At 47.0% G+C, this 12,769-nt stretch carries 11 protein-coding genes; 8 read left to right on the top strand and 3 right to left on the bottom strand.

The features are described 5' to 3' along the window. Positions 1 to 122 precede the first annotated feature (122 nt). The 7 genes from ACWYU8_RS14400 to ACWYU8_RS14430 all read left to right on the top strand — a co-directional run bounded on the left by ACWYU8_RS14400 (position 123) and on the right by ACWYU8_RS14430 (position 7,655). Positions 123 to 1,430: an isochorismate synthase gene (locus ACWYU8_RS14400; RefSeq protein ID WP_457520341.1), complete on the top strand. Its 1,308-nt coding sequence runs from the start codon at positions 123 to 125 to the stop codon at positions 1,428 to 1,430. After that, positions 1,427 to 3,136, top strand: a complete 1,710-nt coding sequence (gene menD, locus ACWYU8_RS14405; protein WP_457520342.1) for a 2-succinyl-5-enolpyruvyl-6-hydroxy-3-cyclohexene-1-carboxylic-acid synthase — start codon at positions 1,427 to 1,429, stop codon at positions 3,134 to 3,136. Before ACWYU8_RS14400 ends, menD begins: the two co-directional genes overlap by 4 nt. Then, positions 3,123 to 3,917 carry a 2-succinyl-6-hydroxy-2,4-cyclohexadiene-1-carboxylate synthase gene (menH, locus tag ACWYU8_RS14410; protein WP_457520343.1) on the top strand — a complete coding sequence of 265 codons (795 nt, stop codon included), beginning with the start codon at positions 3,123 to 3,125 and terminating at the stop codon, positions 3,915 to 3,917. Before menD ends, menH begins: the two co-directional genes overlap by 14 nt. Before the next feature lie 26 nt (positions 3,918 to 3,943). Next, positions 3,944 to 4,810, top strand: a complete 867-nt coding sequence (gene menB / locus ACWYU8_RS14415; protein ID WP_457520344.1) for a 1,4-dihydroxy-2-naphthoyl-CoA synthase — start codon at positions 3,944 to 3,946, stop codon at positions 4,808 to 4,810. 131 nt (positions 4,811 to 4,941) lie between these two features. Continuing rightward, positions 4,942 to 5,931, top strand: coding sequence for an o-succinylbenzoate synthase (gene menC, locus ACWYU8_RS14420; RefSeq protein ID WP_457520345.1), 990 nt, complete (start codon positions 4,942 to 4,944; stop codon positions 5,929 to 5,931). Next, complete coding sequence (gene menE, locus ACWYU8_RS14425) at positions 5,916 to 7,364, top strand: o-succinylbenzoate--CoA ligase (RefSeq protein ID WP_457520346.1); 1,449 nt, start codon at positions 5,916 to 5,918, stop codon at positions 7,362 to 7,364. Before menC ends, menE begins: the two co-directional genes overlap by 16 nt. A 111-nt stretch (positions 7,365 to 7,475) precedes the next feature. Next, the gene (locus ACWYU8_RS14430) at positions 7,476 to 7,655 is read left to right on the top strand and encodes a hypothetical protein (RefSeq protein ID WP_457520347.1); all 180 of its coding nucleotides are present in this window, start codon (positions 7,476 to 7,478) and stop codon (positions 7,653 to 7,655) included. Positions 7,656 to 7,681: 26 nt separating this feature from the next. On the opposite strand, the gene ACWYU8_RS14435 is transcribed toward ACWYU8_RS14430, so the two are convergent. The 3 genes from ACWYU8_RS14435 to ACWYU8_RS14445 form a co-directional block, all read right to left on the bottom strand. After that, positions 7,682 to 8,614 carry a YeiH family protein gene (locus ACWYU8_RS14435; RefSeq protein WP_457520348.1) on the bottom strand — a complete coding sequence of 311 codons (933 nt, stop codon included), beginning with the start codon at positions 8,612 to 8,614 and terminating at the stop codon, positions 7,682 to 7,684. A gap of 125 nt (positions 8,615 to 8,739) precedes the next feature. Further along, entirely contained in the window at positions 8,740 to 10,614 is a 1,875-nt protein-coding gene (locus tag ACWYU8_RS14440; RefSeq protein WP_457520349.1) for an MFS transporter, read from the bottom strand. A gap of 13 nt (positions 10,615 to 10,627) precedes the next feature. After that, positions 10,628 to 11,218 (bottom strand): TetR/AcrR family transcriptional regulator, encoded by a 591-nt coding sequence (locus ACWYU8_RS14445; RefSeq protein WP_457520350.1) that lies wholly within the window; start codon positions 11,216 to 11,218, stop codon positions 10,628 to 10,630. 318 nt (positions 11,219 to 11,536) lie between these two features. On the opposite strand from ACWYU8_RS14445, the gene ACWYU8_RS14450 reads away from it, so the two are divergent. Beyond that, positions 11,537 to 12,409, top strand: a complete 873-nt coding sequence (locus ACWYU8_RS14450) for a Tim44 domain-containing protein (protein WP_457520351.1) — start codon at positions 11,537 to 11,539, stop codon at positions 12,407 to 12,409. Positions 12,410 to 12,769 lie beyond the last annotated feature (360 nt).

The following is a 12,769-nucleotide window of genomic DNA, read 5'->3' on the forward strand; positions in this document are numbered from 1 at the left end:
ATGTTTTTTTCGCTGGCAATATGGGGATGTTGCAAAAGATCGCATACAACCTTGATTTGCTCAGGGTCTAAACTTAGAGTAGCCATTAGTTCCCCTTTACCCTCACATATTACGAGGTTGATTTGTCACAGTTCCTTCAAGCCGTACAGAGAATAATCGAGAGAGTTAAGAATACAGAAGGCAGCCCAATGCGCCTGGTTGAGCCTCTTAGCGAGAAACCACATTTTTCATTAATTGATTGGCTTGACGCTCAACCACTTTTTCCCAAGTTTTACTGGCAATCCCGTGATACTCGTGAAGAAGTTGTCGCACTAGGTCAATTGCACGCTTTTGTCGAGCCCGGAGCAGCCTACACGATCTTAGGTGAGGGACAGCGAGTATGGGGCGGGCGTTCTTTCGACGGTCAGCATGAGAAGAATCGTCGTTGTATGCGATCATTTTTCTTCTTACCTCAAATTGAGCTGGTGCGTTTCGATGATCAATGGTCATTGGCTGTTAATGTTTCTGACGATTCATCGCGTACACTAGCCGGGTTGCATAAGCTTGTTTGTGATGTGGCAGCGTTAACGCCTATATCGTCGCATATTCGTTCTATCGAACATGCGCCAACCCGGTCGGAATGGGGTGAATTAGTCAGCAAAGTGTTAACCGGCATAGAAAATGATGCGTTTAAGAAAGTCGTTCTGGCTCGTCGTTCGACGCTTCAACTCGATAATGAGTTGAGTGCCGCGCAACTGCTCAAAGCGAGCTATAGCCAGAACCATCACAGTTTTCATTTTCTGTTTAGTCTGGATCGTAAGCACAGCTTCATGGGGTCGACTCCAGAGCGACTATACTCGCGAGTGGGGCATGAACTCCAGACCGAAGCGCTGGCGGGCACTATCGGTCGTGGCGACAATGCAACTCACGATATGGAGCTGGCTAATTGGCTGTCGCAGGATGCGAAGAACCTCAATGAAAACCAGTACGTTGTAGACGATATTGTCGATCGTTTGTCCCCTCATTCCGAATCCGTAGAGGTGGAGTCTGAACCCCGACTGGTTCGTCTTAGAAAAGTGCAGCACCTAAAACGTAGTATTCACGCCAGCCTGAAGTCGGGTATCAATGGTGTGCAACTGCTTTCTGCTTTGCAGCCTACTGCCGCTGTTGCAGGATTGCCTCGTCAGGAGTCGATGCAATTTATTCTTGAAAATGAACCATTTGCGCGTGGCTGGTACGCAGGCTCGATGGGATACTTAAGCCACGAGCGTGCGGAGTTTTGTGTTGCGATACGAAGTGCGCTGGTGCTTGGTGATCAGGTACAGCTATTTGCTGGGGCTGGTATTGTACCGGGCTCTGTCGCGGAGCATGAATGGGCGGAACTGGACAAAAAAATGTCGACGTTGTTAACGCTTATCTCCGATCACCCTCCGCTTGGAGTGGCATCATGAGTCTCGATCAAGCGGTAATCAATCGTATTTGGTCTGAAACGTTACTGACAGAACTGAATCGGTTTGGGGTTGAGCATGTTTGCATTGCACCTGGCTCCCGTTCAACGCCGCTAACGTTAGAAGCGGCTGACAATCCGAACTTTTCCATTCATACCCATTTCGATGAACGTGGGTTGGGCTTTATGGCGCTCGGATTAGCGAAAGCAAGCAAAAGCCCGGTTGCGGTAATCGTGACGTCGGGTACTGCCGTCGCGAACTTACTGCCGTCGATTGCAGAAGCGAAATTAACCGGTGAAAAACTGGTGTTGTTAACTGCAGACCGTCCGATTGAGTTAGTTGGCTGTGGTGCTAATCAGGCGATCAATCAGTTGGGGATTTTTTCACAACATGTGTCTGCTAGCTTGAATCTGCCTAGCCCGAATTTGCACACACCACTTAACTGGCTGCTGACATCCATAGATGAGGTGATGTTTACGCAACAGTTCGAAGGGAGTGCGGTTCATATTAACTGTGCCTTCCCTGAGCCTCTTTATTCCTCTGGTAGAAAAAGTGAATATCAATCCTATCTGAGTTCGGTAGCCACTTGGCGTGAGAGCAACCGTACCTATACACGACGCTTTAGAAAATTATCGGTCTGTGACATACCGTCGTGTGAAGATAAGAAGGGGATTGTTGTTATCGGTAGTCTTCCTTTAGAAGAGGCAGATGCAGCACTCTCGTTTGCCCGAAAAATGGGCTGGCCAGTATTGGCCGATCCACAAAGTGGTGTCAGTTCTGAATGGGCGCACTATGATTTGTGGTTACGTGTGCCAAATGTCGCCCAGAAGCTTGAATCATGTGATTTGATAGTCCAGTTTGGTAGCCGTATTGTCTCTAAGCAATTGAACGGTTGGATTAAAACTCAGGTCACCCAAAGCGAGCAAATCCAGTACTGGTATATTTCAGAACGTTCGAGTCGTAATAACCAAAGCCATTTACCTCAATTTCACTGGGTTGAATCGCCAATAAGCTGGGTGGAGCGTCTCGGGCCAGCGAATTCAATCGAGTTTGGGTGGGCGAGTCAGCTCACTGCGGACTTTGAGCAAATCAACCAGCATATTCGTGATTCATTTCTGATCACATCGACCTTCGATTTAAATGAAGTGGCTTTAGCGGCCGATGTTGAGCAAAGAGCGAAAGCCGTCGACGTATTTATCGGCAATAGCCTTTTTGTCCGTTTGGTCGACATGTTTGGCCGTTTTAGCCATAGCGAAGTGTTTTCCAATCGCGGTGCATCTGGTATTGACGGGATTCTGGCAACGGCATCTGGTGTGCAGCGTTCGCGCAGACAACCTTTATTGGTTTACATCGGTGATACGTCCGCCTTGTATGATCTCAATTCGCTAGCTTTGTTTACCCACAGTGAACAGCCGACGGTCATTGTTATTACTAACAATGATGGTGGGGCGATTTTTGACATTCTTCCTGTGCCGGAGGAACGTCGTCAGTCTTATTACCAAATGCCGCATGGCTACCAGTTTGAACATGCAGCGAAACAATTTGGATTGAGTTATCTGCAACCCAAGACTTTAGAACAGTTTCAAACCATAGTCTCAGAACACTTTGAACATGGGCAAGGTACGCTGGTGGTAGAAGTACAAACGCCACCGGGTCAGGCCGTTGAACTTATTAAGGTATTTAATAGCAATCTGCATGCTAAATTCTGAGCACTTTCCGGCAACTGAGCAGACCCAAAGTCGTGTACAACCTACTTTGGTGTTTTTGCATGGCTTGTTGGGCAGTGGTGCTGACTGGCAGGCATGCATGAATGAACTACCGCAGTTTGACCGGATAACCATCGACTTACCGGGTCATGGCGCGAGTCAGGCTGTACGTTGCTCTGGCCTAGAACAGTGCTGTGATCTTCTCAACTCAACGCTCGCTTTATTTTTTCCGCCGCACCAGCCGCTTATTTTGATTGGCTATTCTATGGGTGGACGAATTACGATGCATGGGCTGGCAAGGAATTGCTTCCCAGATCTCAATATTCGCGCTGCAATTATCGAAGGTGGAAACTTCGGGCTACAAATAGAGTTAGAGAAACAAGCGAGGTTCGAGAACGATCGTCGTTGGGCTAAGCGTTTTGAAAGCGAATCTCTTGAACACGTTTTGAGCGATTGGTATCAGCAACCGGTGTTTTCTTCACTAAACCATGAGCAAAGACAAACATTGATAGCAAAGCGCAGTGCTAATCTTGGCGCTGCGGTAGCGAATATGTTGCTGTCGACATCGTTGTCAACGCAGTCTTATCTGTTACCTGCAATGCAACAACTCTCTATACCGGTTTATTACCTGTGTGGCGCGAAAGACAAAAAATTCAGTCAACTGGCACAAAGCAGCGGGTTGACGTATCGACAAATTGAAGGTGCGGGACATAACGTCCACCAAGAGCAACCACAGCAGTTTGCGATGCACATAAAGCAAATAATTCAATCTCACTTTGAGTGAGAGTAACGATAACAATGGGAATCACCATGGCAAAAACAGTAGGCATTTCTGAAGAAGAACTTTACGCTCCGGTTGAATGGAAAGATTGCAGCGAGAAATACGACGATATCCATTATCACAAGTCTGTAGATGGCATCGCGAAAATCACCATCGCTCGTCCGCAAGTACATAATGCGTTCCGTCCCCAAACCGTGAAAGAGATGATTGATGCGTTGGCAGACGCACGTTACGACTCTGCAGTTGGGGTAATTATTCTAACCGGCCTGGGTGAAGATGCGTTCTGTTCTGGCGGTGACCAGAAGATCCGTGGTGATTACGGCGGTTATAAAGATGACCAGGGTACCCATCACTTGAATGTCCTGGATTTCCAGCGCGATATCCGCACGTGTCCAAAACCTGTGATCGCGTCAGTGGCTGGTTGGGCTGTTGGTGGCGGTCATGTTCTGCATATGATGTGTGACCTAACCATTGCGGCAGAAAACGCGCAGTTTGGTCAGACTGGCCCGAAAGTGGGTTCATTTGACGGCGGTTGGGGCGCATCTTACATGGCGCGTATCGTTGGCCAGAAGAAAGCACGCGAAATCTGGTTCCTATGCCGCTTCTACAATGCTCAGGAAGCGTTGGATATGGGCTTGGTTAATACCGTTGTGCCGCTAGAAGAACTGGAAAAAGAAACCGTTCGCTGGTGTCGTGAAGTACTGCAGCACAGCCCAATGGCTCTGCGCTGCCTGAAAGCGGCATTGAACGCAGATTGTGATGGACAGGCTGGCCTGCAAGAGCTTGCTGGTAACGCAACCATGATGTTCTATATGACAGAAGAAGGACAGGAAGGTCGTAACGCATTCAACGAGAAGCGTCGTCCTGACTTCGACAAATTCCCTCGTAACCCATAATCCGTATAGCAGAGGAGCCTTAGTGCTTCTCTGAAATGAATTTCTATCCCAAGCATCTCGCCGTCTCAGGGACGATGGCTGATTTCTTGTCAGCATGCTTGGGTGATACGGTATTACATAGGAGAGGAATTATGCGTAAAGCGAAGATTTACCGTTACTGCCTTCCGATGGACAGTGGCGTGATACTGCGTGATAACAAATTGACGGAACGTATCGGCTACATTATTGAGTTGTCAGAAAGTGGCAATACTGGCCTTGGTGAAGTCGCTCCACTGGCCGGTTTTAGTCTTGAAAGCACAGACGAAGCTGGTATCCAGTTACAGGATCAAGCTGAGCGTTGGGTGGCAGGATTACCAATTGATTACGCCAATATGTTTCCATCAGTGGCTTTTGGTCTGTCTATGGCTCAACTCGAGTTGTCGGGTGGACTACCTGGCGAAGGCCAGTATCAAGTCGCGCCATTATGTACAGGCGATCCGGACGAGTTGATTCCAAAACTCAACGAGATGGAAGGTGAAAAAGTTGCCAAAATCAAAGTGGGACTTTATGAGCCGATTCGTGATGGTATGCTGGTGAACTTGTTTCTGGAATCCATACCTCAGCTCACATTACGACTTGATGCCAATCGCGCCTGGACACCAGAAAAAGCCCAGCAGTTTGCCAAATACGTGACCCCATCATTGCGTCAGCGAATCTCTTTCTTAGAAGAGCCTTGTCGCTCTCCAGGCGACAGTTTGTCATTCGCCATTAATACCGGAATTGCCATTGCCTGGGATGAAACCTTACAAGATGCAACTCGTCGTGAGGATTTCAGACTTGAAGATCTCACTGGTGTTAAAACGATCATCATTAAGCCTACGCTGATTGGTTCGGTTGATTTCTGTATTAAACTGATTGAGAAAGCGAAGTCATTGGGGATGAAGCCTGTGATCAGCTCAAGCATCGAATCCAGTTTAGGTCTGACTCAACTCGCACGCTTTGCGAAATGGCAGCTGCCAGACGAAGTTCCGGGCTTAGATACCGTTGGTCTGTTTAAAGCGCAGTTAGAACAAGGCTGGCCGAAATGTGAGCTTCCGGTTGTTCCACTGACGGAGCAGGAGTTAGTGTGGCATTCAGCATAGAGCCATTCGCTACAGAAAATAGCGCGATTGCACCTTGGAAATATTGGGCTCAAACGAGCCCTTTTTCGATTGCGCTTGAAACGCCAGAAGATACATTAAACTGGCAGCAACTTGAGTCGCGCGTCAGTCAATACGCGCGCTATTTGAAGCAGCGAGGTGTAGCGCATGGTGATGTGATTACCTTAGCCGGTAAAAACCAACCCGAGACCGTGCTGTTCTATTTGGCGGCTCAGCAGGTAGGGGCTATCGCGGCGTTGACCATGCCACAGCCGTTTGCCGCTCTTAAAAGCAAGCTCCACACCTTGTATCAGCCAAATCAGCAACGCTATGTCTGGTTTGCCAATGACGGGGGGAAACCCTTTTCCAAATCAGAGTTGGTCGAGCTCAGTTGCTGCTTGCTCGATTTTACGCAAGTTGCTCCCTTATTAACGAATTGTGGGGAGCTAGTTGGTTATTGTCATGATAACGCTGCGTCGATTGTCTTCACTTCTGGTTCTACCGGAACGCCAAAGGCTGTCGTACATACTCACCGACAACACTTTGCTTCGGCACAAGGTTTGTTAAGTGAGTTTAAGTTCACCCAGCAGGACACATGGCTGTTGTCGTTGCCTCTCTATCACGTTTCTGGGCTGGCGATTGTCTACCGTTGGCTGTTTGCTGGCGCAACGCTGAAAGTTGGTACTGGTAATTTGGCGCAGGATATTGTTGACGTCTCTCATGCATCACTAGTTGCAACTCAACTGAAACGTCTACTGGATGATCGGGTCAAGCTGTCTCTAACCCACGTCTTACTTGGCGGCAGTCATGTTGATCATGAGTTAGCGCGGCGCACAGCAGAGCAGGGGATTGAAACCTGGCTGGGCTATGGTATGACGGAAGCCGCCTCAACCGTGACAGCAAAACCAATCGACAAGATCAGTAATGCCGGACATTTACTTAGCAATCGAGAAGTTAAACTGGTTGAGCAACGTATCTTTATCGGTGGACAAACGTTGGCCTCTGGCTACTTCTGCCAAGGAGACATTACGCCGCTGGTGGACGAATCAGGCTGGTTCGACAGCAAAGACTTGGGGGAATGGCAGGGCAATGAGCTTAAAATCATTGGCCGGGCTGACAATCAGTTTATCTCTGGTGGTGAGAATATTCACTGCGAAGAGATAGAAGCTGCTCTTAACCAAATTGAAAGTGTGGTTCAAAGCATCGTAGTACCAGTCGAAGATACAGAGTTTGGTTACCGACCTGTTGCTGTCATTCAAACTGACAGATTGTTGAGCCAAGAGCACTATCAGCATCACTTGCAGACCAGACTGGAAAAGTTTAAATGGCCAGTCGCTTATTATTCAATGCCGCAAGCGTTATTAGAGGGCGGGATAAAAGTGTCTCGTAAGGCCGTCAAAGAATGGCTGTCAGGGAAGTGGAATCAGACGTCCTGAAAGCAGGTTAGTCAATTTTGATATGTGTTAGTCGCAAACGGAATTTTGCATCCTTATAACACTGAATCATAATATCGCTTCAATATAGAGTATAAAAGCATAAGGTTCAGTATGGTCAAAGCGGCATTAATAGCGGCAGTTCTGCTACAAATCGTCGTCTCACTAAACAGCGAAGGGTTAGCGAGATCTGTAGCTGAACTGACCGCATTCCTCATTACAATCGCCCTGGTTTTTGTTCACAATAAACATAGTGACTGCACCACCGACAAAACTAAGTCAGATGGCATTTGAACGACGCATTTGTATAATTTATTGGCTTAGTTAACGACTAGCCACGCTAGTGATGTCGTCGAAATCAACACCCACAAACTCACACCAAACAGCAAAGGCTTCGCGCCAGCAGACTTCAGTTTCGAAACTGAAATACTGCAACCTATCAAGAATAAACACACGACCAGAGCTTGCTTCGCGACGGTGAAGATACCGTGGTATATCACTTCAAATTGAGGCAAGAAATCACTGAACGCAATTGCCGCACAATACCAAAAGATAAAGTAAGGTATCACTATCTTGCTTGAGCCATCCTCTCGGTCGCCTCGTGAGAAGATCACCGCACTAATTAACGCAACCGGGATGATCCAAAGTGCGCGTGCCAGTTTAAGCGTGGTTGCCGTGGTCAGCGCTTCTTCACCGTATGCCGACGCTGCACCGACGACAGAAGAAGTATCATGAATAGCGATGGCTGCCCAGGTTCCAAACGTATGTTGGTCTAACCCCAGAGCGTGGCCTATAACCGGAAATACAAACAGGGCGATCGAGTTGAGAACAAATACCGTGGCCAGTGCCAAACCAATCTGTTCATCTTGGGCTTTTATGGCCGGTGCAACTGCTGCGATGGCACTGCCGCCACAAATGGCCGTACCGGAAGAGATCAAATAAGCGGTAGTTGTTTCGAGCTTAATGGCCTTGGCGATGAGTGAGCCAATCACCAATGTGCCCATAATGGTGGCGATAATGAGGCCGATGCCATCGGAAGTGACCGCAAGCGCTTGCTCGAAATTAATCCCAAACCCTAAACCGATGATTGAATAAGAGAGCAGCTTTTTCGTAAAGGACGCGATCGGCACTTCTGTAGGCACAAAGCCAAAGCTTGCCAGCAAAAAACCAATAACCAGCGCGATAGGTGAGGATACCAGTGGGGTCAGGCAAAATAGCAGCGCCAGTGCAAAAAGAATGTACTTTTTATTCAAGGTTGATTAGTCGTTGTTATATGTGAAAGCGTGAGTATATCCCATCACTAACGGTCAGTTTGTCTTAATGATTTGAACACATGTTCAGATATCCTAAACATGTGTTCATTTTTCTATATTTACCTTTAACGCCAGCTACCGCGCAGGTCACGCACTTTCTCATACATCACTTGAGCCGTAGCGTCGCTTGGTTCAACCGCAGAACCCGCTTCAATTTCCAGCTTTGACCAGAACCTTGTCGGCAACCCTTTACAGGCGCGTCCTTTGCAGCGACTGAAGTAACTCCCCCATAATCCTTTTATGGCAACGGGAATGACCGGTACTGTACTGCGTTTCAAGATGATATCGATGCCACGCTTGAACTCATGGATCTCTCCATCAGAGGTAAGTTTTCCTTCTGGGAAAATGCACACGATGTCTCCGTCGGCCAGTGCTTTTTCTACTTCATGAAACGCACTGCGGATAGAATTTTTGTTGTTCGCAGAAATCGGTATCACTCCCGTCCGACGCAAGAAGCCTCGAATCAAAGGCAGATTGGCGTACTCTTCTTCCATGACAAAACGAATTAAACGAGGACATACTGCACTCAATAGCAGCGCATCCATATAGCTGACGTGGTTAGAAACGATTAACGCACCACCTTTCTCTGGTAAATTGTGCAGGTTTTTGTGTTTAACCCGATAGATGGTGTGGGTCAGCATCCAAACAATAAAACGTACGACAAAGATTGGTATCTGCATGAATAGGTAAGCCGCGACCAAAAAATTTAAAACCGCGAGCAGCGCAAATAGCTGAGGGATCGTCATCTCTAACACGCTCAGGCACACAATGCCTAACACTGCACTTCCCACCATAAACAGTGAGTTAAAGATATTAAGACCCGCGATGACCTGTGCACGCTCCGTTTCTTTTGCTCTGTGTTGCATTAATGCGTAAAGAGGAACGATGAATAATCCGCCGGATACACCAATCATTAATAGATAGAAAAACAGAGGCCAAAAGTCGCTATAGCGAATGAACTCTCCAAAGGTGTGAAATTGTGGTAGTTCGCTCGGAACCGATGTTGCCATAAGGTAACCGAAGATCGTGATGCCAAGTGCGCCTATAGGGACGACGCCGACTTCAATTCGATGATTGGAAATCCAGTTACAGATCAGCGAGCCAAGTGCGATACCCACAGAAAAGAGTGCCAGTAGGAAAGATACCGCGCTCTCTGTACCGTTGAGATAAACTTTGGTGAAGTTTGGAAACTGGGTCAGATAGGCTGCGCCTAAAAACCAGAACCAGCTGATTGCCATGATTGACTGAAATACAACTCGGTCAGACTTACAAATAGAGAGAGTGTGTTTGGTTTGTTTGTATGGCTGCCAACGGAAGGTCAGATCGGGTGCGCTCGCGGCTGAAAATGGAATGAAGCGACTGGACAGATAGCCAAGCAGCGCAAATAAAACCACGCAGAATGCGGCGAGGTATTTGGCATTCTCCGAAGAAGCGATGATTCCGGCACCCAGCGTACCGATTAAAATTGCAATAAAGGTCCCTGCTTCGACCAATGCGTTACCGGGCACTAATTCTTTTTCGTTCAAATTTTGCGGCAGTAGCGCGTACTTCACCGGACCAAAGAATGCGGACTGTGTGCCCATCAAAAACAGCAACAATAACAATACGCCGTAGCTTTCGGTGATAAAGCCAATTGCGCCCAGAACCATGATCGCAATTTCAAATAGTTTCACCTTGCGGATAAACCAGGATTTTTCGTACTTATCGGCCAACACACCTGCCGAGGCGGAGAACAAGAAGAAAGGGAGAATGAAAAGGCCGGCCGCTAAGTTAATGAATAAGTTGCTGGAAACAGGTAAGGCGCTTGTACCTGCAAAGGCGACAAACAGCAATAAAACGTTTTTAAAAATGTTGTCGTTGAAAGCACCGAAAAACTGAGTAATGAAATAGGGTAGGAACTTTCTTTGTCTAAGCAGGGAAGGGTGTCTGTCCGATGACATGTAGGATCCTTTGTTACCAGTTCATGAGATAGTTAGACAGTAGGTTGCTAATCAACGCTTTACCATCAACTGGCTCACTAGAAAAAAACTTGTCATCAACACTGAGTAAAGTGATGCCGTGCACGCCTGCCCACAATACTCGACTAGCTTGAACGACTTCTGATTCTGTACGATTTGGAGAAATTTGCTCCAGCAGTGACTCTAGCATGTCGGTCATGTCACCAATGCGCTTGGCCTGCCAGTCCGGAAGCTCTGCCCCGTTCATATTATGTTCAAACACTAACTGCCATCGGTAGGGGTGCTTCTGTGCAAAGTCGTGGTAACAGTAAGCCAGTTCAAACAGCGCTTCATTTGCATCTTTACAGCAACTGGTGGCTTTTGTTGACTCTTGCGACAATTCATCCAGAGTTTGAGCAACGACGTGCAAAAGTAATAAGTTATAGTTGCCAAAAATGTTCACTAACGTACTTGGCACATAACCAATCATATTTGCAATTTTGCGAAGACTAAGCTCGTGATATGAGTTGTCTTCTAAAAAATCTTTAACGGTTGCTAAGGTCAGATTAACTAACTCTTCTCTGGTGTGATCGTTTCTGCGCGCCATACTTCAAACTGCTTTATTGAACAATGTTCAATATGATAGTCGGCGTCATATACACCGTCAATAAATCACTGGCCTCAAATGATGCCAAGATGGGAGATTTAGAGTGTTATCACAGCAGTTTGATTAGCAAATCATCAAAGCGTTTCATTTCGGCAATATTCTGATACAAGTCGGAGCTGCCAGATTGTTTTAATGAGCATGCAGACAGAGTATTATGACTCCACACTCATCTATGACGTGCTACTGTTTGAAACGGTAAATAAATCGTTTTCGAGAGTGCACATTCTTGGATAACTATCGTCAATTTTAAGGATAACGATGAAACGTATATTTTCGATTGTTGCTCTGTTGATGTTTACTGTCGCTGTAACCCCTGTTGCAGAAGCGAAAAAGCTAGGCGGTGGTAAGTCATTCGGTAAGAGTTACAAAACTGCACCTGCACCTACGCAGCAGCAACAAAACACTAGCACTATCAGCAAGGATCAAACGGCTAAGTCTTCTAGTAAGAAAGGTCTAATGGGAGGCCTGCTTGGCGGTCTTCTGGCTGGTGGTCTACTGGCGGCATTTTTTGGTGGTGCTTTTGAAGGTATCCAGTTTATGGATATTCTTATCATTGGTCTGATTGCCTTCCTTATCTTTAAACTGATGCGCGGTATGTTGGGCGCGAAGCAGGGCAGCATGAATCAGCATCGTCAGCAACCAGCATTTGGCGGTAACAGCTCGAAGTTCGAACAACCGAACACACAAAATTTTGAGCAACAGCCAAACGTAAATGCAGGTGGCTTTGGTGGTTTCGGCGCGCAAACTGATGTGCCACACAACTACCCACCGGGCTTTGACCAAGCGGCTTTCCTAAATGGTTCTCGTGAGCACTACCGTATTCTTCAAGGTGCATGGAATCACAATCAATTAGATACCATTGAAGAGTATGTATCGCCAAGTTTGTTCGACGATCTTAAGTCTGAACGTGCAAAACTGGATGGCGAGCAACATACCGACGTAATGTACGTAGACGCTGAAATCGTTCGTGCGGACTACAATGCCAATAAAGCAGAGCTAAGCCTGCAGTTCAGCGGCCGTTACCGTGATGCAGTTGAAGGTATCGAAGAAGACATTACTGATATCTGGCACCTTGAGCGTGACTTAACGGTACCAAACGCTCCTTGGCTGATTGTTGGTATTCAAGGTTAATCACCAACAGCCTTCAATTTAGTCTTAGTAAAATCCCGCTTTATAGCGGGATTTTTTTTGAGCTTGGTGTTGTTGGAAAGGTGAATTTTGGATTTACTGGAATACGGAATACGGAATACGGAATACGGAATACGGAATACGGAATACGGAATACGGAATACGGAATACGGAAGCGGTCTTCTACCGATTATCAATGAGCAATGATTAGTGTATCTCTGATCATTAATTCGTTGATAAATAGCCGAAACGAAAAAAGCCAGCTCGGTGATGAGCTGGCTTTTTCAATATGGTGGAGGGGGACGGATTCGAACCATCGAAGGCGGAGCCGGCAGATTTACAGTCTGCTCCCTTTGGCCACTC

This window comes from Vibrio limimangrovi (assembly GCF_054064025.1).